Origin of the sequence: Nonomuraea sp. NPDC059194, assembly GCF_042754765.1 — a bacterium.
GTDB lineage: Bacteria > Actinomycetota > Actinomycetes > Streptosporangiales > Streptosporangiaceae > Nonomuraea.
The window spans coordinates 190632-210543 of sequence record NZ_JBHZBH010000004.1 but is presented as its reverse complement, the minus strand read 5'-3'; the positions used below and the strand labels follow the sequence as shown (position 1 = coordinate 210543).

The window sequence follows — 19912 nt, the reverse complement described above, 5'->3', positions numbered from 1 at the left end:
CCCCGACGCTAGGGTGCGCGCCGCCCGCCCGCACGCACCCGCTTCCGGTGAGCGGAAGATGTCGCCAGCTTGATCACGGTGTAGACGGGGTCGGGGCGGGGCCGCTCCTGACCGGGCAGCGCGGCCAGCCGGGCGTCCAGCGCGGCGAGCTCGGCGGGTTCGGCTCGCCTCGCCCAGTGAAGCTCGCCCGAGGCGAGCATCGCGCGCCACGCCCGCGGGCTGCCTCCCTGCCCGTGCCCGGTGAATGTCGTACGGCCCGCGACGCTCAGGCCGTGCCGCGCCGCCATCGCGGCCACCGTGTCGAGGGCGTCGGAAGGCGCGGCGAGGTGGCGCGCCCGCACCGGCCCGAGGAGGGCGGCGACGTCGCAGCCGGTGTCGTATATGGCGGCGTGCTTGTCCACGGTCGTGATCAGGGCGCCGCCCGGGCGCACGACTCGGGCGGCCTCGGACAGGACCCTGGCCACGATGCCCGGATTGAGCAGGTGGAACAGCCAGATCGTCGTGACGGCGTCGACGGAGGAGCCCGGCAGCGGCAGCGCGGTCGCATCGCCCAGGACCACCGTGCCGCGCAGGCGGGAGGCGGCCACCCGCGCCATGCCGTGCGACAGGTCGACGCCGAGGACACGCCGCCCCCGACTCCGGAGCAGAGCGGTGACGCTGCCGGTGCCGCAGGCCGCGTCGACCAGGACCCTCGTCGACGGGGGAAGGAGCGACGCGACCGCCTCCGCCGCGGCCCTCGCCCTGGGCTCGCCTCCGCGGGTCAGGTCGTAGATGGCCGCCTCGCCGTCGTAGTCGAGCATGGCCCAACCCTACGGTCGCCGCGCCCGGCATCCAGGCGCCTGCGCGGTGTCGCCCCGTCAGCGTGGGACGAAGCGGACGAAGGCGATGCGGCTGCCGACCTCCCTGAAGTCCGCCTCCGAGCCGTCGACCAGGAAACCCATGAATCGGGCGAGCCGCCTGGCCACCCTGGGGGAGCGCCTGGCGTAGGCGGCCATCAGCGCGGCGCCCTCCTCGGGGCCGAGCGGGCGCGCCGTCATCGCCATGGCGCGGGTGCCCACCTGGACGGTGACCTCCGGCGTGGCCAGGATGTTGCGGAACCAGTCGGAGCGCCTGCCGTACCCGGAGGGGCCGACGTAGCTGCCGTCGGCGGGATCGTGGGCGATCGCCTCGATGACGACCTGGCGCGGCTTGCCGGAGATCCGGCCGGTGTGGGTCAGGAGCATGAACCGGCCGGCCAGCAACCACCCCAGACGCAGGCGGTAGAGGTGGATGGGCAGCCGGAACAGCAACCGGCGGATGCCGGACGGCGGCGGCGGGGTGGCGACGACCTGCATGGTCACTCCTTCGTTTGGACCTCGTCCGCGCCGAGCGCGGAGAGGAGGTCGGCCAGGGCCGCCACCGCCTCCTGGGCGGGCAGGTCGGGATCGAGCAGCCGGTGCAGCACCAGCCCGTCCAGCAGGCCGGTGATCAGGGTGGCCGCGCCCAGACGCCGGCTCGGCGACCACCGCGGATGCAGGGCGCCCAGCCACGCGGCGATCCGCTCGCGAGCGTGCCGTAGCTGGGCGCGGAGGACCTCGCCGATCTCGGGAGCGCGCTGCGCCCCCGCCACCAACTCCACCGACAGCCGGATGACGTGGTCGTCCTGCACGGCCATCGGCAGCAGGCGGCGCAGGGTCTCGACGCCCGCGCGCTCGTCGGTCGCGGCGAGCACCTGGGCGAGCAGCGGCTCGATCACCATCTCGCCGGCCCGCTGCGCGATCGCGACATGGAGCTCTTTCAGACCGCCGAAGTGGTAGTGGATCAGCCCCAGATTGGTGTCGGCGGCTACGGCCACCGCCCGGCTGGTGACGGCGGGCCAGCCGCCCTCGGCCAGCAGCGCCAGCCCTGCCGAGACCAGCCGTTCGCGCCGCTGCTCCCCGCGGTCGGAACCTGGTCGATCGACTAAGTTAGTCACACGACCAAGCTAACACCGCCTCCTCCTGCGTGCAGCCCCTCCACCACCGCGATCTACCGGTTGGTCAGTTCGTGGGCGTGCGTGTCGTCGACGATGGCGGGGTGCCACGGCTCGGCCACCTTGGCCCCGTAGGAGATCTCGCGGGCGCCGACGAACGCGCCCAGCTCGGCGACCGCCCGGCCCACCGCCTCGACGGTCGCCTCGTCGGCGGACGTTTCCGCCTCCGGGAACAGGCCCTCGATCTCCAGCACGCCCCCGCGCCGGTCGAGGCGTGGCACGAGCCTGCCGATCAACCGCTCACCGTGCAGGATCGGCAGGATGTAGTGGCCGTACTGCCGCTTGGCCTTCGGCACGTACATCTCCGTGCGGAACGCGAAGCCCCACAGGCGTTCGGTCCGCTCCCTGTCGCAGATCAGGTTGTCGAACGGCGACAGCAGCGTGGTGCGCGGCTCCCACGCCCGCTCCAGCAGGACGAGGGAGTCGCGATGCACGTACCACCGCTCGGTGCCGCCCTCCACCTCGGCGGGCAGGATACGGCCCGACCGCTCCAGCCGGTCGAGCACTCCGTCGAGGCCGGGATAGCGCGCACGCGTGAAGTGCCGCTCGATGTCGGCCACGCGGGCCACGCCGAGCGCTCGCAGCGCGTGCTCGGCCGCCAGCGACACCGCCTCCTCCTGCGACAGCGGCTCGCCGTCGACCCACTGCGGCAGCCAGCGCTCGGCCAGGTCCCAGTGGCGGCGGCGACCCTCCCTGCCCGCCACCATGATCTGGCCCTGGATCCACAGGAAGTCGAGCATCCGCTCGACGTTGCGGCCGTTGGTCCAGCCGCTCGACTCCCACGCCACGGCGGCGTGGTCGTCGAACCCGCCGACCGGCAGCGGCCCCTGCTCGCGCAGCCGGTCGAGCACGTGCTGCCGCAGCCCGTCGTTGGCCTCCAGCCAGTCGCGGACGCGCCCCCCGTAGCCGGACCGGCCCGCCGGGTAGCCGCGCATCATGACCTGGTGGATCGGGAAGTCCTCCGCCAGCACGATCGACGCGGCGTGCGCCCAGTACTCGAACAGCCACCGCTCCCGCCACAGCAGCGCGTCGAGGTCGGCAGGGTCGTAGCCGCCGACCCTGCTCCACAGCACCAGCAGGTGACTGCGCGCCACCACGTTGACCGGGTCGAGCTGCAGGCAGCGCAGGGTCCGCAGGACGTGCCGTAACCCCTCCAGGTCGCCGCCGGGGCGCGGACCGGCCAGCTGCTGACTGCTCACGGCCAGCCGGCGCGCGGACTCCACGTTCAGGACCAGGGGGAACGGCATAGCCCCGAACTATACCCGAAAATACGTTCGAGTGTTGTTGAAAGCACGGGAGGTGGCGCGTGGATCCCGCACCCCAACGTGGTCGCCGCGCGCCCCGGAACCAGTCGTCAGAAGCCGAACTGCGCGAAAGGCCGACCTTCGCCGATCGCCATGAGGGCCGCCTCGGGATAGTCGACCGTGTCGGCGGGCAGCCGGTCGAGCGGATGCCACTCCAGCGCGTCGCACTTGTCCGGCTCGGCGTTGTACGGTTCGCCGTCCCACCGCTCGGCGCGGAAGAACAGCCCGAGCCGGTCAGGGGCCCGGTGCATGGCGTGGACGAAGGTGAGGTCGGCGGGGTCGATCACCACGCCCACCTCCTCCCCGGCCTCCCTGACCGCTGCCTCGACCGCCGACTCGCCCGCCTCCAGGTGCCCGGACGGCAGGTGCCACTGGCCGTCGGCGTACCCGGTGCCGGCCCTGCGCCCGAGCAGCACCTTCCCGTCGCGGACGAGCAGCACGTGCACGTCCACGATCGCCTTGAACCTGGCCTGCTTCGCCCGGTGCGGGGCGCTCGCGCCGCGGCCGCCCAGGGCCTGCGACCACTTCACCGCCACCGCGGCGACCTGGATCAGCTCGGCGCGCAGCCGGTCGGGGTCGCTCTCGGCGAACGCCTCCAGCACCTCCTCGTGCAGGATGTGCCGCCAGGTCACCTCTCCGGCCCGCTTGGCGGCCTCCAGTTCGGTTTTCGCGCGGTCGGCGGCGGCGGTGCGCTCGGGGCCGGTGCCGTCGGCGGGGTCCTGGATGCCGAACATGACGTCCTGGGCCACCCGCTCGGCGGCCACGTCGGCCAGCACCTCGGCCAGCGAGCCCGGCCGGCCGTAGTCACCGTCGACCCGGCCGCCGCCCCGCGGCAGGGCCGGCTCGGAGCGCCCCGCAACGTCGTCGCCGAGCGGGCAAGTCTCGGGGCGCCCCGCAATGTCGTCGCCGAGTGGGGAAGTCTCGGGGCGCCCCGCGCCGTCGCCGCCCAGCGGGAAGGTCAGCTCGGAGCGCCACGCGGTGCCGTCGTAGGCCAAGAGCGTCACCTCGCTCGCGCGGGCGGTGAACGGCATCCCAGCCGCCAGGTCAGCCTCGATCTCCGCGAGGGCGTCGGCGGGCGCGCCGTCGGCGACCGTCAGGTGGGGGACGGCGTCCGGATACCGCCCGCCGTACGGCGGCGCCTCGGGCCAGCGCCGCCACACGGCCTCGGTGAGCGCGCGCAGCGGCCCCTCAGGCTCGGGCGCCAGATAGAGCACGCCGGGGAAGCGGCCGGTGGCGTGGAAGGTGACGTCGAACGGGTCGAAGCCGGCGAACAGCCGCCCGAGCTCGGCGGCCACCTCCGCGCTCACGCGGTCGCGGCGCAGGAACGGGTACAGCACGGTCACGTGCGCCGGCACGCCGTAGGCGGCGGAGGAGTCGTAACGCTCGCGCCAGCGCCCGACGACGGGCTCGGCAGCCGGAACGTTGACCACCAGTGCCGTCAGGCCCGCCTCGTAGTGATCCACGCGGACATCCTTCCACGCCGGGCTCATCATGGCCCTCGCGGTGCTCGGCTACCCTGGGGGCCGATGAACGAGCTCGACCTGACCCGCTTCCCCGAGAACCCCCGCGACCGGCTGCGCGCCTGGGACGCCGCCGACGAGTATCTGCTGCGGCATCTCGGCGGCGACCTCCACGGAAGTCTCCATGGCAGCGTGGTTGTGGTCGGCGACAGGTGGGGCGCGCTCGTCACCGCGCTGGCCGCCCACCGCCCCACCCAGATCACCGACTCCCACCTCACCCAGGAAGCCACCAGGGCCAACCTGAAGCGCAACGGGATCGACCCCGACCAGGTCCGCCTGCTGTCCACCAGGGACACCCCGCCAGGCCGGATCGACGTCCTGCTGGTCCGCGTGCCCAAGAGCCTCGCCCTGCTGGAGGACCAGCTCCACCGCCTGGCGCCCGCCGTGCACGAGGACACGGTGGTCGTCGGCGCGGGCATGGTCACCGAGATCCACACCTCGACGCTGCGGACCTTCGAGCGTGTTCTCGGCCCCACCAGGACCTCGCTGGCCGAGCGCAAGGCCAGGTTGATCTTCTGCGCCCCCGACCCCGCGCTGCCCAGGACCGCGAGCCCGTGGCCGCTGCGCTACGAGCTGCCCGACGACCTCGGCGAGCTCTCGCGGCGCACCGTCACCAACCACGCGGGCGTCTTCTGCGCCGACCGCCTCGACATCGGCACCAGGTTCTTCCTGAGCAACCTGCCGCGCAGCGAGGGGCCGGAGCGGATCGTCGACCTCGGCTGCGGCAACGGCGTGGTCGGGCTGGCCATGGCGCTGCGCAACCCCTCGGCCGAGGTGGTGTTCGTCGACGAGTCGTACCAGGCGGTCGCCTCGGCCGAGGCGACCTTCGCCGGCAACGCCTCCTCGGCCGCCCGGTTCGTGATCGGCGACGCCCTCGCGGGCGTCGAGGCCGGCTCGGCCGACCTGGTGCTCACCAACCCGCCGTTCCACAGCCACCGCGCCACCACCGACGACACGGCCTGGCGGATGTTCACCGGATCCCGTACGGCGCTGCGCCGCGGCGGCGAGCTGTGGGTGATCGGCAACCGGCATCTCGGCTACCACGTCAAGCTGCGCAGGGTGTTCGGCAACTGCGAGGTCGTGGCGAGCGATCCGAAGTTCGTCGTGCTCCGCGCGGTCCGGCGCTGAGCGAGGCGTCCGGCCGCCACCCGGTAGCGTCGCCGCATGGAGCCCGACCAGTTCGTCAGGGTGCGCGGCGCGCGGGGTGCACGACCTGCGTGACGTCGACGTCGCCATGCCGCGCGACGCCCTGGTCGCCTTCACCGGCGTCCACCTGCTGGACGAGCCCGCGTCGGGCCTGCACCCGGCCGACACCGAGGTGCTGATGCGCCAGCTCGGCGTGCGCGTGGACGGCGGCGGCACCGTGGCCGCCTCTAGAGTCACGCTTGACAAAAAAAATTGTCGGTGGGAGGGTGAAGGCACCACCGAGAAACACGAGGAGCAAGACATGCGCAAGATCGTCGCTTCGTACTTCATCTCGCTCGACGGCGTCGTGGAGTCCCCCGACAAGTGGCACTTCCCCTACTTCAACGACGAGATGGGCGCCGCCATCGGCGCGCAGTTCGCGGAGTCGGACGCCATGCTCATGGGCCGCGTCCTCTACCAGGAGTGGGCCTCCTACTGGCCGGCCAAGAGCGACGAGGACGACGACTTCGCCGGCCACATCAACGGCATCCAGAAGTACGTCGTCTCCAACAGCCTCGACTCGGTCGACTGGAACAACACCACGCTCATCCCCGGCGACTCCTTCGTCGAGCGGCTGACCGAGCTGAAGCAGCAGCCCGGCGGCACCATCGCGATGAACGGCAGCCCCACCCTCGCCCGCTCGCTCTTCCAGCACGGCCTGATCGACGAGCTCTTCCTGCTGGTGCACCCGATCGTGGTCGGCACCGGACAGCGGCTGTTCGAGGGCAGCGACCAGATCCCGCTCAAGCTGACCTCCTCCACGACGTTCGAGACCGGCGTCCTTTCCCTCACCTACTCCACCGAAGCGAAGTGACCACCAGGACCACCGCCGCCAAGCCGCACCTGAAGTCTCGGCGCCGGGCAGGCTAGGACTGGCGGCGTGTCCCGCGCGTGGCGCCCCGATGGGCTCCCGTACCCGTCAACGACCTGACCGACAGCTCGTCGAACCGGTCGGGGTCGGCCTTCTCCTTGCTGCACCACGCGCCGACGATCGCGCACAGGAAGCCGAACGGAATCGACACCAGACCCGGATTCTCCATCGGGAAGACGGCGAAGTCGACGCCCCTCGGCAGGAGCGACAGGCTGGCCCCGGTGACCGGATCGACCTTGCCCGACACCACGGGGGACAGGAGCACCAGCAGCACCGATCCGGACAGCCCGCCGTACACCCCGGCAACGACGCCGGTGGAGTTGAACCTCTTCCAGAACAGCGACAGCACGATCGCGGGCAGGTTCGCCGAGGCGGCCATGGCGAACGCGAGCGCCACCAGGAAGGCGACGTTCTGCTCGCGGGCGATGACGGCGAGCGCGATCGCCAGCAGGCCGATCACCAGGGCGGAGAAGCGGGCCACCCCGACCTCCTGCGACTCGCGCGGCCGGCCGAACATCAGCACGTGACCGAAGTAGTCGTGGGCCAGCGAGGTGGAGGAGGCCATCACCAGCCCCGACACGACCGCCAGGATCGTGGCGAAGGCCACCGCGCCGATGAAGGCCAGCATGAGATCGCCGCCCATCGGGCCGCCGACGTACTCGCCGAGGACCTGCGCGAGCTGCAGCGCGGCGGTGTTGCCCGACGGGTCCTGCGCCGTGATCGCCTCGTGGCCCACCAGCGCGGTGGCGCCGAATCCCAGCGCGAGTGTCATCAGGTAGAAGACGCCGACCAGGCCGATCGCCCAGTTGACCGAGGTGCGGGCGGCGCGGGCGTCCGGCACGGTGAAGAACCTCGTCACGATGTGCGGCAGGCCCGCCGTCCCCAGCACCAGGGCCAGGGCCAGGCTGATGAAGTCGAGCTTGTTCACCAGCGTCCTGACCGGGTCGCCCGCCACCTCCTGGGCGAACCTGCCGCCCGGGCGCAGGAAGTCGGGGCTGCCGCTGGCCTTCGCGGCGGCGCCCAGCATCTCGCTCAGGTTGAACCCGAACCTGCCCAGCACCAGCACCGTCAGCACGGTCGTGCCCGACATCAGCAGCACGGCCTTGATGATCTGCACCCAGGTGGTGCCCTTCATCCCGCCGAACATCACATAGAAGATCATCATCACGCCGACCGTCACGATCGTCGCCACCTTGGCGGCGTCGGTCGAGACCCCCAGCAGCAGCGACACCAGCGCGCCCGCGCCGACCATCTGGGCCAGCAGGTAGAACACCGACACGGTGACCGTGGAGATCACCGCGGCGGTGCGCACCCTGGGCTGCTGCCGTACCCGATAGGACAGCACGTCGGCCATCGTGAACCGGCCGGCGTTGCGCATCAGCTCCACCAGCAGCAACGTCAGCAGCCACGCGACCAGGAAGCCGATGGAGTAGAGGAAGCCGTCGTAGCCGGACAGCGCGATGATGCCCGCGATGCCGAGGAACGACGCGGCGGACATGTAGTCGCCGGCCAGCGCCAGGCCGTTCTGCGCGCCGGAGAACGCCCGGCCGCCGGCGTAGAAGTCTTCGGTGGACCTGGTGTTGCCCCTGACCCAGAACGTGACCACCAGGGTGATGGCGATGAACAGGATGAACAGCCCGAACGTCAGCACGGTCCCGTTCATCGGCGGCGCCTTCCGTGCCGTGGCGACGGCGTCCAGTTCTCGATGCGCCTGCGTTCGGCGAGGGCCTGTTGCGCCCGTTCCTGCTCGGCCTGCCTGAGCTCGGCCTCGTCGCGCAGCTGCGCCGACAGGGGGTCGAGCATCCTGCGGGCGTAGCGGGTGTAGCGCCAGGCGAGCACGAAGGTGGAGACGAACTGGAGCACGCCCAGGAGCAGGGCCACGTTGATGTTGCCGATGGCCGGATAGGCCATGAAGTCGCGGGCGAACGCCGACAGTGAGATGTAGAGGAAGTACCAGCCGAGGAACGAGGCCACGATGGCGATCGCCAGACGGCGAAACCGTTTCTTTAGCAGGCGGAACCTCCTGTCCTGCGCCAATTCCGCATATGGCCCTGGCGGGCCGTGACGTCCTGAGCCCCCCACCATGCGGCCCTCCCCTGGCTCGCGATGACCCTCTGTGGCGGTGCGACTCCACAGTGAGATGAAACGATACGGGCGGCTCCCCACACTTTTCCGGGGAATGCGGGAACTCCCATTCGCGCCTCCGGGAGCGGGCGGAACTGTCGCAGGCGTGCGGTTGAATGCAGGGATGGATCGACAGTTGACAGTGATGGCCGTGCACGCGCACCCCGACGACGAAGTGATCAGCACCGGCGGGATCCTCGCCCGTTACGCCGCCGAGGGCATCAGGACGGTCCTGGTCACGTGCACCAACGGCGAGCAGGGCGACGGCCCTGGCGGGGTCAAGCCTGGCGACCCGGCCCACAACGACGCCGAGGTGGCCGAACGCCGGCTGGCCGAGCTCAAGGAGTCGGTCGCCCACCTCGGCATCGAGCACGTCGAACTGCTGGGATACCGCGACTCGGGCATGGACGGCTGGGAGGGCAACGCCCATCCCGACTCCTTCTGGAATGTGCCGGTCGACGAGGCGGCCGCCAAGCTGGCCGTGTTGATGGAGCACTACCGGCCGCAGGTCGTGGTCACCTATGACGAGAACGGCGGATACGGTCACCCCGACCACATCCAGGCGCACAGGATCGCGGTGGCCGCCGTGGAGTCGACGGGCATCCCCGACAAGCTCTACTACTCGGCCGTCTCGCGGGCCCGGATCAGCGAGATGTTCGACTGGATGCGGGCCTCGGGGATGGACATGACGGAGTTCGAGCTCCCCGAAGACTTCGGCACCCCCGACGAGCTGATCACCGCCGTGGTCGACGTCTCGCCGTACGTGGACAACAAGGTGAAGGCGCTGCGGGCGCACGCCAGCCAGGGCGACAGCATCTTCCTGCTCCAGATGCCGGAGGAGGCCCAGCAGCGGGCCTTCGACACCGAGGCGTTCGTCCGCAAGGTCTGCAAGGTGCCGGCGCCCGACCACGAGGACGACCTGTTCGCCGGACTGCGCGGATAGCCGTCCGCCCCGGGTCGCCTGCGGGCGCGGCGACCCGGGGCGCCGGATCGGCAGCGCGACTCCTTCCCCGCTCCTGGTGATCACGCTTCGCTAGGTCAAGTTAGGAATGTTTCCTAACTTTCTTGACAGGCCCATGAACAGGTTGCCAAGATGCGGCTAAGCGGCTTGGCGCGGCGTCGACGACGACGACGTGACGCGCTCAGTTCTCCTTCTGTCCCTGCCGCATCGTGAGTCGTTGCACCATGCCTTGGAGCCCCCATGTCGCGTGCGCTGCTGTTACCCCTCCTCCTCCTGACCGGGCTGCTCGTCGCCCCTTCCTCCGCCACCGCCACCGCAGCCGAAACCCTCCTGTCCCAGGGCCGACCGGCGACCGCCTCCTCCGTCGAGGACGCCTCCCTGGGCCCCGCCGAAGCCTTCGACGGCGACCTCACCTCCACCCGATGGGCCTCCGTGGAGGGCCACGACCCCGAGTGGATCCAGGTCGACCTCGGCACGGCGGCCCCCGTCTCCCGCGTCGTGCTGACCTGGGAGGCCGCCTACGCCAGGTCGTACCAGATCCAGACCTCCCCCGACGGCGTCACCTGGACCACCGTCCACTCCACCACCAGCGGCGACGGCGGCACCGACGACCTCGCGGTGACGGGCACCGCCCGCTTCGTCCGCATGTACGGCACCGCCAGAGGCACCTCCTACGGCTACTCCCTGCACGAGATGCAGGTGTACGGCGAGGGCGGCACCCCCGGCGGCCCCGACCACCAGGCCGAGGACGCCACGCTCTCCCAGGCCTCCGTCGCGAGCAACCACGCCGGATACACCGGCAGCGGCTTCGTCGACTACGTCAACACGGTGGGCGGCTACGTCGAATGGACCGTCCAGGCCGCCACCGCCGGTCCGGCCACCCTGACCTTCCGGTACGCCAACGGCACCACCACCGCCCGCCCGCTGGCCATCGCCGTCAACGGGACGACCGTCAACCGCGACTTCCCCGGCACCGGCGCCTGGGCCACCTGGGCCGACCTCGCGATCACGGCCACGCTCAACGCCGGGGCCAACACCGTTCGCGCCACCGCCACGGGCCCCAACGGCGGCCCGAACCTCGACAAGCTCACGGTGGGCTCCTCCTCCGGCGGGCAGACGTTCGTGGTGGCCGCCGCCGGAGACATCGCCGAACAGTGCAAGGCGAGCTCCTCCTCGTGCGTCCACCCCAAGACCGCCAACCTGGTGAAGTCGATGAACCCCGAGTTCGTCATCACGATGGGCGACAACCAGTACGACGACGCCCGGCTGCAGGACTTCACCGCCTACTACGACAAGACGTGGGGCGCGTTCAAGAACAAGACCCGCCCGACCCCCGGCAACCACGAGAGCTACGACCCCGCCGGGTTCGAGGCCGGCTACAAGTCGTACTTCGGGTCGATCGCCTTCCCCAACGGCAAGAGCTACTACAGCTTCGACCACGGCAACTGGCACTTCGTCGCGCTCGACTCCAACCTCTTCGACCAGAGCGCGCAGATCAACTGGCTGAAGGCCGACCTGGCCGCGACGAACAAGCGGTGCGTGGCCGCCTACTGGCACCACCCGCTGTTCAGCTCGGGCGAGCACGGCAACGACCCCGTCAGCAAGCCGGTGTGGCAGATCCTCTACGACAAGCGGGCCGACCTGGTCCTCAACGGCCACGACCACCACTACGAGCGGTTCGGACCGCAGAACCCGAACGCGCAGGCCGACCCGAACGGCATGGTCGAGATCCTCGGCGGGATGGGCGGCGCCCCGCCGTACAACATCGAGAACGTGCAGCCCAACAGCCAGAAGCGGCTGTCGGGGACGTTCGGCGTGGTGAAGCTGACGCTGGGCGACAGCACCTTCTCCACGCAGCTGATCGGCGTCGACGGGCAGGTCAAGGACACCAGCCCCACCTACACCTGCCACTGACCGCGTGTACATCTCCGGATTCCGCTATCGAAGGCTGACCACGGCCGTGCCCGCCAACGTGCTGGCGCTGGGCGTGGTCAGCCTGGTCACCGACATCTCCTCCGAGATGGTGACCGCGGTGCTGCCGTACTACGCGGTACTCGTGCTGGGGCTCAGCCCGCTGGCCTACGGCCTGCTGGACGGCCTCTACTTCGGGGTGACCGCGCTGGTACGGCTGGCCGCCGGTCACGCGGCCGACCACTGGCGGCGGCGCAAGCTCGTCGCGGGCATCGGCTACGGACTTTCGGCGGTGTGCAAGCTCGGCCTGTTGGCCGCGGGAAGCTCGGTGGGCCTGCTCGGCGCGGTGGTGGCGGCCGACAGGACGGGCAAGGGCCTGCGGACCGCGCCCCGCGACGCGCTGATCTCGCTGAGCGCCACACCCGAGACGCAGGGGCAGGCCTTCGGCGTGCACCGGGCGATGGACACGGTCGGCGCGTTCCTCGGACCGCTGGCCGCCTTCGCGGTGCTCGGCGCGAGCGGCGCCTACGACGCGGTGTTCGTGGTCAGCTTCGCGGTCGCCGTGCTCGGCGTCGTGCTGCTGGCCCTCTACGTCAGGGAGCAGCCCCTGACGACACTCACCCCCTCGCGGCAGGGTTTCGACCTGCGGCCCGCCCTTGAGATGCTGCGGCAGCGGCCTTTCCGCCGGATCTGCGTGATGGCCGCCGCGCTCGGCCTGGTGACCGTCAGCGACCCCTTCGTCTACCTGCTGTTGCAGAAGGGGACGGGCATCGCGCCCGAGCACTTCCCGCTGCTGCCGCTCGGCACCGCCGCCGTCTACCTGCTGCTGGCCGTGCCCATGGGCAGGCTGGCCGACAGGTGGGGCAGGGTGCCGGTCTTCCTGCTCGGCCACCTCGCGCTCGTCGGCGTCTACGCGCTGCTCGCAGGCGGCGCGCCGTACTGGCTGGTCCTGGGGGTGTTCGGGCTCTTCTACGCCGCCACCGACGGCGTGCTGATGGCCGCGGCGGGCCCGCTGCTGCCCGGCCACCTGCGCGCCAGCGGGCTGGCGGTGCTGCAGACCGGCCAGGCCGTCGCCCGCATGCTCTCCTCGATCATGTACGGCGCGGCATGGACGTTCGCAGGACCGGTGCCGGGGCTGGTCGTGATGGGCGCGGGAATCCTGGCCTGCCTGGCGTTCTGGAAGGTGGTCCGATGAGAAGGACACTCATCCTGGTCCTGACGATGCTGGTGCTCGGCGGCGGCGCGCTCTTCTACACCGTGCGCGCCGCCAGGGTGGACGAGGGCGCGGGCGCGGCCGCCTTCGACCTGGCGAAACCGGGCCAGATCGTGGTCAGGGACGCCGGCACCGGCCTGGTGCGCGGCAGCCGTACCCGATGCGAACGCTTCGCCACCGCCGCGGGGACGGGCGTCTGCCTGGTCACCGACGTCGCCAAGACCTACGCCGTCATCGTGGACCGGACGATGAAGGAGACCAGGCGGCTGCACATCGCCGGCATCCCGAGCCGCGCCAGGGTGTCGGCGAGCGGGCGGATGATCTCCTGGACGGTTTTCGTCACCGGCGACTCCTACAACAAGAGCGGCTTTTCCACCTGGACCGGCATCCTCGACAACCGCACCGGTTACGCGATCACCAACATGGAGCAGATCCCGCTGATCAAGGACGGGCGCCGCTACCACTCCGCCGACGTCAACTACTGGGGTGTCAGTTTCGCTCCCGACGACAACCGCTTCTACGCCACCGTCTCCACCCGCGGCAAGACCTACCTGGTGCAGGGCGACTACGGCAAGTGGCAGGCGCGCGTGCTGCGCGAGAACGCCGAATGTCCCTCGCTGTCGCCGGACGGCAGGCGGCTGGTGTTCAAGAAGCGGATGCCGGGGGGAGCATGGCGGCTGCACGCGCTCGACCTGGCCACGATGGCCGAGACCCCGCTCGCCGAGAGCGCGAACGTCGACGACCAGGCGGCGTGGCTGGACGGCACGAGCGTGATGTACGCCAAGGGACGGGACGTGTGGGCGGTGCCCGCCGACGGCACGGGCGCGCCCCGCCTGCTGGTCGCCGACGCCACCTCGCCGTCGGCCGTCCGCTGATTTCTCAGGCGCGGCGGATCACGATGTCGCCGTAGTACGTCCTGGCGTGCACCTCGACGGTCTCGTCGGACTCTGCGGGCCCGGTCGCGGCCGCCATGAGGTTGTGCACCGTCCCGTACGGCGTGCGCACGTCGAGCCAGGCCGCCGTGCCCTGCCCGATGCCGACCTCCACCTGGCCGTGACCGGTCTCCAGGTCGAGCGAGCCGCGCACGGCCTGCTCGACGCGGATGTCGCCGTAGGCCGTCCTGGCGTGGACGCCCGCCAGCGCGCGCTCGACGGTGATGGCGCCGTAGGCGGTGTTGAGCCGCAGGTCGCCGGTCACCTCGCCGAGGCCGATGTCGCCGCTGGAGGTCTTGATCACCGCGGTGCCGTCGACCCGCCGCAGGTCGATGCCGCCGTTGGCGGTGGTGACGTCGGTGTGGCCGCTCGAGCCGGCCACCCTGATGTCGCCGTCGGCCGTGCTCAGCCGCAGCTTGCCCGTCTCGTCGAGGGTGATGCCGCCCGAGGCGGTCTCGAGGGAGCAGTCGCCGAGCCGGCCCCTGCCGCGGATCTCGCCCGCCGTCGTGGCCTCGACGCGCGAGCCCGCCGGCAGGTCGATCGTCACCTCGACCGACCCGGCGTGGCTGAACAACGACAGGGCCCTGTTCCGCGGCGCCTTCACCAGTAGCCGGCCGCGTGTGTGCTCCACCGTGGTCTGGCGGGCGGCCTTCACGTCGGCCTCGTCGGACTCGTCGGCCGGGCGGATCGTGACGACGGTGTCGGCGCGGTCGCTCGCGTTGATCCGCAACCGGCCCGTGCCGGCGGAGATCGTCGCGGTGATCGGCTCTGGGGTGTCGAACGTCTCGGGCACGGCATCACTATGGCGTCAGAATGACATCATGGCAAGCGGGGTGTGGCCTCACGATGGCGTCGCGTGCTGCTCCACCTGATCAGGAGGGCGGTGGCGGCGCCGTACGCGAGGGTGAACCACAGCGGACCGGTGCCGCCCACGCGCCCACGCGCGCCATCGCGGGGCGCCGCTTCAGCCTGGCCGCGATCGCCAGGCCCGCCAGCGCGAAGGGAAGCAGAAACGCCAGCGCTCCCGAGACCGTCCACGCCCACGGCTGGAAGGGGGTGGTGTCCACCATCACGAAACACCCGAAGCTGGACGCCTCGCCTGGCACGAAGACCCCCGCGGACGCCGCGATCGCCAGAATCCACCAGAACATCTACGCCTGCCCCAGCACCGACCGGTAGCGCGCGAGGCGATCCGCTTCGCTGTCCAGGCAGCAACTGGCGCACAGGACCTTCTCGGCCGAGGTGTAGTAGAGGCAGCAGGTGTTGCGCAGGTAGAACAGCCCTTCCCGGGCGCCCTCCCTGATCCGCACGAGCGTGCCGAGCCGGTCGAGCCCGCCGCCCGCCGCGGCCATGAAGCGGTGGTAGGCCGCCTCCAGCACGTCCACGTCGCCTCCACGCAGGCTCGCCGCACCGAACGCCGCCGCGCAGCCGTGCGCGACACCGCCGTGCAACTGCCGCAACCCGGCCCGCGTGCGCACGCGCAGGGCGCCCGCCAGCGGCAGCAGGTGCTCCTCCAGCACCCAGGAGACCAGGGTCTCCACCGAACCCTCGACGGCGTACGGCTCGCGCAGCCCGACCGCCTCGAACCCGTGATGCTCGGAAAGCCGGATGGCCACATTCGAGGGCCGCACGTCGATCAGGACGCCCTCCAGCGCCCAGGCCAGCAGCGCGGCGGTGGTGACGCGGCCCGCGTAGACGGCGATCACGGTCAGCGCCGTGGCGTGGTCGCTCACCTGGCCGCTGGCGTGCCGTTCGGCGTCGAGGACGCGGGTCAGCTCGGGGGAGCCGGGATCGAGCAGCCGCGAGCAGTCGATCCAGTCATCGCCGGGGGGCAGGCCGTGTTCGAGCCGGTAACGCTCGCCGAAGGCGTCGAGCCTGGCGAACACGTCATGCATGGGGATCCTTCGTCGATGCGGAGCTACGACGAGGAATCGTAGTTCATGGCAGGGTGAGCGAATGACAGTGATGGGCGACAAAAGCCGCCAAACCGGGCACTGCGGCCACGGCAGCCGGGCCGCCCGGCAGCAGGGCGACGGCGGCCAGCCACGCCACCCGCTCGCGGCGCGCCAGCGGCGCGGCCGGGCGCAGCATCCGGCGCACCCTGGCCAGCGCGCTCTGCCCGCCCGCGCCCATCACGAACGCCGGCACCCGCCCCGTGGCCAGGCCGACCAGCGCCGCCGCGATCTGCACCCTGGGGTGGCGGCTGGCGGCCACGTCGTCGGCACGCAGCTCGACCAGGCGGGCCACCTCCGACCTCGCCGCGGCGAACAGCGGCACGAACGGGAACGCCCGCGCGAACGCCTCGCCCGCGGCCAGCACGAGATGATGCCTGCCGCGCAGGTGGGCCCGCTCGTGGGCGAGCACGGCCGCGAGCTGCTCGGCGTTCAGCGATCGGAGCGCGGCGGTGGTGATCACGGTCGTGGCCGTCCGGCCGGGCAGGCAGTAGACGAGCGGCTCGGCGTGCTCGACGACGACCGCGCCGAGCTCGGGGTCGGGACGGCCAAGCACGGCCAGCCCCTCGGCATGGCGGCGGCGCTGCCTGCCTGCGCGGGCCAGCACCACCGCCAGACAGGCCGACACCCTGCCCACGACCAGCGCGCCCACGGTCAGCGCGACCAGCGCCGCCCACCCGGCCGTGCCAGGGCCCTCGGCCAGCATCGTCGTGCAGAGCTCGAACAGCTCGGCCAGGCCATGCCCGATCGCGTCGGCCGGAACCGTGGCCGCCACCAGCGCCAGCAGCGCGGAACCGGCGACCGACGCGCAGGCCGCCAGCCACATGGCGATCGCCAGCCGCGGCGCCCGGTCGGACCACCCCGACCTGCTCAGCGGACCGGGCAGCAGCACGGAGACGGCGACCGCGTAGCAGGTCAGGACGACGGCGTCCGTCATGCCTGGCGGCCCTTGGGCGGGTACACCTGCAGCGCCGACTCCAGCGCGGCGGACTCCTCGGGGGTCAGCCGCTCCAGGAAGTGGACGAGCGTGGCGGCCTGGTTGCCGCTGCTGGCCAGGGTCTCGCGCATCAGGCCGGCGGTGTAGGCCTCCTTGCTGGTGACCGTCTCGTACACGTAGGCCTTGCCGACCGGCTGGCGGCGCAGCAGACCCTTCTTGTGCAGCTTGTCCATGACCGTCATGACGGTGGTGTAGGCGATCTCCCGCTCGCGGCGCAGGTCTTCGAGCACGTCACGCACCGAGGCGGGGCGGTGGTAGGACCACATCCTGTCCATGATCGTGGCTTCGAGATCACCGAGGGCGCGCACCATGCGGCTCATGCTACCCGCGATCGTAGAAGAATCGAGGGGCCAGGTCGCCCGCCCCCGGTCCTCGCGCTCAGTCGGCGAGCGGGGGCAGCGCGGCGACGGCGTCCTCGCGGCTGACGCCGGTCGCCTGGAGCAGATCGACGGTGATCGACCGCAGCTGCGCGACCAGCACGCCCGCCGCGAACCCCTCCCCGACGCCCGCCTGCGCCGCAGCCACCGCGAGGATCGCGGCGCGCGCCCTCTCGGGCTCGTGACGGGAGGGCAACTCGTCGCGCAGCAGCACGACGGCGGCCGACAGGTCGCGTAGTGCCCCCGGCAGCCATGATGGGACGGGCGCGCCCTGGTCGAGGGCGACCAGCGCGCGGCGGGCCAGGACGCGGGCGTTGCGCAGGGCGTGGTCGACGGGAGTGGCCGCGGTCTCGTACCTCAGCAGCAGCTCCCGCCGCCGCCCGCGCAGCAGCGGGGAGATCGTGATGATCTCCCTGCTCGTCTGCAGGGCCTCGGCGAACTGCTCGATCGTCTTCTGGGTGCCGCGCGCCTCCTCCAGCGCCGCGGCGGCCAGCTCCGGGTCCGACTTCTCGACGGCCTCGGCCGTGTCGTGGAGCGCCGCGGCCAGCGCCTCCAGTGCCGCGGCGGCGTGCCGGTGGGCGATGCCGGTGGTGCTCGCGGGCATCAACGCCACGGCCGCGATGCCGAGCACCCCGCCGAGCAGGGCGTCGACCATCCGGTCCAGGCCGCCGGTGCCCGAGGGCGGCAGCAGGGTGGCGACGAGCACGGCGGAGGAGGCCGCCTGCGTCACGATCAGCGACCCGCTGTCCAGCAGCACGGCCACAACCATGGCCAGCGCGACGACGAGCGCGATCTGCCACGGGCCCGAGCCGATCTGGGACACCAGCAGGTCGCCCACGCCGACGCCGAGGCCGACCCCGACCACCAGCTCGGCCACCCTGCGCAGCCGCGCGCCGAGCCCGACGCCGATGCAGATCACCACGGCGATCGGCGCGAAGAACGGGCGGGGGTGGCCGAGCACGTCCTTGGCCACCAGCCAGGCGAGCGCCGCGGCCAGGGCGCACTGGGCGATCGAGGGCGCCATGAGGGCGAGCCGGTCCATCCGGCCCCGCACGTCGATTCTCACGTCGCCAGCATGCCCGCCCCAGATGACAACGCGGTTACCCTGGGAAAGCCTGGCAGCCGGCTGAACGCCGCTGTCAGCTTTCGGGCCAGCTCCCGTCAGGGAACTCGCCCGTGCCGCTCGAGCCCAGCACCACCTGGTCGTCGTCACTCAGGCCCGCCTCGATCTGCACGTACTGGTCACCGCGCACGCCGGTCGTGACCGGCTGCTCCTTCTGCCCCGAGGCGGTCTTCACCGTGACCGTCGCGCTGCCGTCCGCCCTGGTCCTGACGGCCTGGGCGGGAACATAGAGCGCGTCGTCGGCCTCGCCCGTCGTGACCGTGACGGTCGCGGTCTGGCCCACAAGGAGGTCGGCGGGCGGGTCGTCGAAGGTGACGGTCACGGCGTAGCGGACGAGCCGGCCGGAGGCCGTGGCGGTCGGGGCGATGTGGGTGACGGTGCCGCTGTGCCGTTCACCCTGGCGCGTGGCCAGCGTGACGCGGGCCTTCTGGCCGAGGGCGAGGCTGTTGACGTCGGACTCGGTGAACATGGCCTGGACCTGCAGCTCGTCCAGGTCGCCGAGGCTGATGAAGGTGCCGGTGCCGGTGCTGTCGCCCCGCGCTCCCGCGACGGACAGCACCGTGCCCGAGGCCGGAGCGACGATCCTCGTGCTCCTGACGGCGTCGGCGGCCCGCTCTTCGGCGGCCTGGGCCTTGGCGAGGGCGGACTCGGCCTGCTCCTCGCTCATCCCGCAGTCGGCCTTGTCCTGGCCGCCGGGGCCTGAGCTGGCCCTGGGGGCCGTGCTCGGCCTGCCGTTCGGCCGAGGGTCTGAGGTCTGGCTCGGCGGGGTCGCGGTCACCGTCACCGTCACGGTGGGGGCGGGCGCGGTCACCGTGACCGTCACCGTCGGCACCGGCTCCTCGGGCTCGCCGGGGTCGGGTGAGCCGGGATCGGGCGAGCCGGGATCGGGAGAGGGGGTGAGCAGCGCAGTCGCGGGGGTGAAGGCGGTGAGCGTGATCCCGGCGCCCGCACCGCCCGTCTGCGCGGAGCACGACCCGGCCGAGTCGAGGGCGTCCTGCGCGGCGGCCACGTCCGCCTTCGCCGCCGTGTACGCCTCCCTGGCCGCCGTCGCGTCGACCCACGCCAGCAGCCGGCCCTTGCGCACCCTGTCGCCGACCTTCACCTTCAGCCCCTGGACCTTCCCCGAGGCGCCGAAGGCCAGGTCGCGGCGCGATCCGTCCCTCGTGTTCCCCGCCGCGGAGACCGACGCCGTGACCGTGCCGCGCTGGGCGGCCGCCAGCCGTACCGTGGACAGGGGTGTGGGGTCGTCGCCCAGGGCGACCACCAGCACCCCCGCGCCCACCAGTGCCGTCGCGGCCACGGCGAGGGCGCCCCGGCGAATATGACTCGGTCTCATGGGCGCCCATCCTGGCGGTCCCGATTCGGAGGAGGCTGTCGGGAAGCTGGAGGTTGCCTGTGCGACCTGAGGCCGCGCGGCGGCGTTCAGCAAAC

20 protein-coding genes are annotated in these 19912 nt (G+C 71.9%); 6 read left to right on the top strand and 14 right to left on the bottom strand.

The features are described from left to right. Positions 1-8 precede the first annotated feature (8 nt). From ACFXJ8_RS08220 to ACFXJ8_RS08200, 5 genes are all read right to left on the bottom strand, one after another. Positions 9-800, bottom strand: a complete 792-nt coding sequence (locus tag ACFXJ8_RS08220) for a class I SAM-dependent methyltransferase (protein ID WP_379643131.1) — start codon at positions 798-800, stop codon at positions 9-11. 57 nt (positions 801-857) lie between these two features. After that, complete coding sequence (locus ACFXJ8_RS08215) at positions 858-1334, bottom strand: nitroreductase family deazaflavin-dependent oxidoreductase (RefSeq protein ID WP_379643130.1); 477 nt, start codon at positions 1332-1334, stop codon at positions 858-860. 2 nt (positions 1335-1336) lie between these two features. Beyond that, entirely contained in the window at positions 1337-1954 is a 618-nt protein-coding gene (locus tag ACFXJ8_RS08210) for a TetR/AcrR family transcriptional regulator (RefSeq protein ID WP_379643129.1), read from the bottom strand. A gap of 53 nt (positions 1955-2007) precedes the next feature. Further along, positions 2008-3258: a winged helix-turn-helix domain-containing protein gene (locus ACFXJ8_RS08205; protein ID WP_379643128.1), complete on the bottom strand. Its 1251-nt coding sequence runs from the start codon at positions 3256-3258 to the stop codon at positions 2008-2010. A 107-nt stretch (positions 3259-3365) separates the two neighbouring features. Further along, entirely contained in the window at positions 3366-4778 is a 1413-nt protein-coding gene (locus ACFXJ8_RS08200) for a 2'-5' RNA ligase family protein (protein ID WP_379643127.1), read from the bottom strand. A 63-nt stretch (positions 4779-4841) separates the two neighbouring features. On the opposite strand from ACFXJ8_RS08200, the gene ACFXJ8_RS08195 reads away from it, so the two are divergent. Together ACFXJ8_RS08195 and ACFXJ8_RS08190 are read left to right on the top strand one after the other, a co-directional pair. Next, on the top strand, positions 4842-5963 hold the full coding sequence (locus ACFXJ8_RS08195) for a methyltransferase (RefSeq protein WP_379643126.1): 1122 nt from the start codon (positions 4842-4844) through the stop codon (positions 5961-5963). 76 nt (positions 5964-6039) lie between these two features. Then, the gene (locus tag ACFXJ8_RS08190; protein ID WP_379643125.1) at positions 6040-6834 is read left to right on the top strand and encodes a dihydrofolate reductase family protein; all 795 of its coding nucleotides are present in this window, start codon (positions 6040-6042) and stop codon (positions 6832-6834) included. Between the two features lie 52 nt (positions 6835-6886). On the opposite strand, the gene ACFXJ8_RS08185 is transcribed toward ACFXJ8_RS08190, so the two are convergent. Both ACFXJ8_RS08185 and ACFXJ8_RS08180 read right to left on the bottom strand, forming a co-directional pair. Beyond that, positions 6887-8554: a cation acetate symporter gene (locus tag ACFXJ8_RS08185; protein WP_379643124.1), complete on the bottom strand. Its 1668-nt coding sequence runs from the start codon at positions 8552-8554 to the stop codon at positions 6887-6889. Then, positions 8551-8865, bottom strand: a complete 315-nt coding sequence (locus ACFXJ8_RS08180) for a DUF485 domain-containing protein (RefSeq protein WP_379643123.1) — start codon at positions 8863-8865, stop codon at positions 8551-8553. The genes ACFXJ8_RS08185 and ACFXJ8_RS08180 overlap by 4 nt, the downstream gene beginning before the upstream one ends. A 274-nt stretch (positions 8866-9139) precedes the next feature. Between ACFXJ8_RS08180 and ACFXJ8_RS08175 the strand changes: the two genes are divergently transcribed. The 4 genes from ACFXJ8_RS08175 (at position 9140) to ACFXJ8_RS08160 (ending at position 13975) form a co-directional block, all read left to right on the top strand. Further along, complete coding sequence (locus tag ACFXJ8_RS08175; RefSeq protein WP_379643122.1) at positions 9140-9958, top strand: PIG-L family deacetylase; 819 nt, start codon at positions 9140-9142, stop codon at positions 9956-9958. Between the two features lie 258 nt (positions 9959-10216). Then, positions 10217-11890 (top strand): discoidin domain-containing protein, encoded by a 1674-nt coding sequence (locus ACFXJ8_RS08170; protein ID WP_379643121.1) that lies wholly within the window; start codon positions 10217-10219, stop codon positions 11888-11890. A 4-nt stretch (positions 11891-11894) separates the two neighbouring features. Then, entirely contained in the window at positions 11895-13082 is a 1188-nt protein-coding gene (locus tag ACFXJ8_RS08165) for an MFS transporter (RefSeq protein ID WP_379643120.1), read from the top strand. Next, positions 13079-13975, top strand: a complete 897-nt coding sequence (locus tag ACFXJ8_RS08160; protein WP_379643119.1) for a TolB family protein — start codon at positions 13079-13081, stop codon at positions 13973-13975. The genes ACFXJ8_RS08165 and ACFXJ8_RS08160 overlap by 4 nt, the downstream gene beginning before the upstream one ends. 4 nt (positions 13976-13979) lie before the next feature. Here ACFXJ8_RS08160 and ACFXJ8_RS08155 read toward each other — a convergent pair whose 3' ends face one another. From ACFXJ8_RS08155 to ACFXJ8_RS08125, 7 genes are all read right to left on the bottom strand, one after another. Then, entirely contained in the window at positions 13980-14825 is an 846-nt protein-coding gene (locus ACFXJ8_RS08155) for a DUF4097 domain-containing protein (RefSeq protein ID WP_379643118.1), read from the bottom strand. A gap of 79 nt (positions 14826-14904) precedes the next feature. Further along, entirely contained in the window at positions 14905-15183 is a 279-nt protein-coding gene (locus ACFXJ8_RS08150) for a hypothetical protein (RefSeq protein WP_379643117.1), read from the bottom strand. Next, positions 15184-15927, bottom strand: a complete 744-nt coding sequence (locus ACFXJ8_RS08145; RefSeq protein ID WP_379643116.1) for a (2Fe-2S)-binding protein — start codon at positions 15925-15927, stop codon at positions 15184-15186. Positions 15928-15970: 43 nt separating this feature from the next. Next, positions 15971-16921 (bottom strand): M56 family metallopeptidase, encoded by a 951-nt coding sequence (locus tag ACFXJ8_RS08140; protein WP_379643115.1) that lies wholly within the window; start codon positions 16919-16921, stop codon positions 15971-15973. After that, positions 16918-17301, bottom strand: a complete 384-nt coding sequence (locus tag ACFXJ8_RS08135) for a BlaI/MecI/CopY family transcriptional regulator (RefSeq protein WP_379643114.1) — start codon at positions 17299-17301, stop codon at positions 16918-16920. The genes ACFXJ8_RS08140 and ACFXJ8_RS08135 overlap by 4 nt, the downstream gene beginning before the upstream one ends. Before the next feature lie 58 nt (positions 17302-17359). Further along, entirely contained in the window at positions 17360-18424 is a 1065-nt protein-coding gene (locus tag ACFXJ8_RS08130; protein ID WP_379643113.1) for an FUSC family protein, read from the bottom strand. A 73-nt stretch (positions 18425-18497) separates the two neighbouring features. Continuing rightward, positions 18498-19817: an efflux RND transporter periplasmic adaptor subunit gene (locus tag ACFXJ8_RS08125; protein WP_379643112.1), complete on the bottom strand. Its 1320-nt coding sequence runs from the start codon at positions 19815-19817 to the stop codon at positions 18498-18500. Between the last annotated feature and the right edge of the window lie 95 nt (positions 19818-19912).

Bases quoted from the DNA above. Each gene is read 5' to 3' on its own strand.
- ACFXJ8_RS08160 (WP_379643119.1), top strand. From the start codon at position 13,079: ATGAGAAGGACACTCATCCTGGTCCTGACGATGCTGGTGCTCGGCGGC.
- ACFXJ8_RS08220 (WP_379643131.1), bottom strand. From the start codon at position 800: ATGCTCGACTACGACGGCGAGGCGGCCATCTACGACCTGACCCGCGGA.
- ACFXJ8_RS08205 (WP_379643128.1), bottom strand. From the start codon at position 3,258: ATGCCGTTCCCCCTGGTCCTGAACGTGGAGTCCGCGCGCCGGCTGGCC.
- ACFXJ8_RS08125 (WP_379643112.1), bottom strand. From the start codon at position 19,817: ATGAGACCGAGTCATATTCGCCGGGGCGCCCTCGCCGTGGCCGCGACG.
- ACFXJ8_RS08135 (WP_379643114.1), bottom strand. From the start codon at position 17,301: ATGAGCCGCATGGTGCGCGCCCTCGGTGATCTCGAAGCCACGATCATG.
- ACFXJ8_RS08185 (WP_379643124.1), bottom strand. From the start codon at position 8,554: ATGAACGGGACCGTGCTGACGTTCGGGCTGTTCATCCTGTTCATCGCC.
- ACFXJ8_RS08195 (WP_379643126.1), top strand. From the start codon at position 4,842: ATGAACGAGCTCGACCTGACCCGCTTCCCCGAGAACCCCCGCGACCGG.
- ACFXJ8_RS08175 (WP_379643122.1), top strand. From the start codon at position 9,140: ATGGATCGACAGTTGACAGTGATGGCCGTGCACGCGCACCCCGACGAC.
- ACFXJ8_RS08215 (WP_379643130.1), bottom strand. From the start codon at position 1,334: ATGCAGGTCGTCGCCACCCCGCCGCCGCCGTCCGGCATCCGCCGGTTG.
- ACFXJ8_RS08150 (WP_379643117.1), bottom strand. From the start codon at position 15,183: ATGTTCTGGTGGATTCTGGCGATCGCGGCGTCCGCGGGGGTCTTCGTG.
- ACFXJ8_RS08170 (WP_379643121.1), top strand. From the start codon at position 10,217: ATGTCGCGTGCGCTGCTGTTACCCCTCCTCCTCCTGACCGGGCTGCTC.
- ACFXJ8_RS08140 (WP_379643115.1), bottom strand. From the start codon at position 16,921: ATGACGGACGCCGTCGTCCTGACCTGCTACGCGGTCGCCGTCTCCGTG.
- ACFXJ8_RS08145 (WP_379643116.1), bottom strand. From the start codon at position 15,927: ATGCATGACGTGTTCGCCAGGCTCGACGCCTTCGGCGAGCGTTACCGG.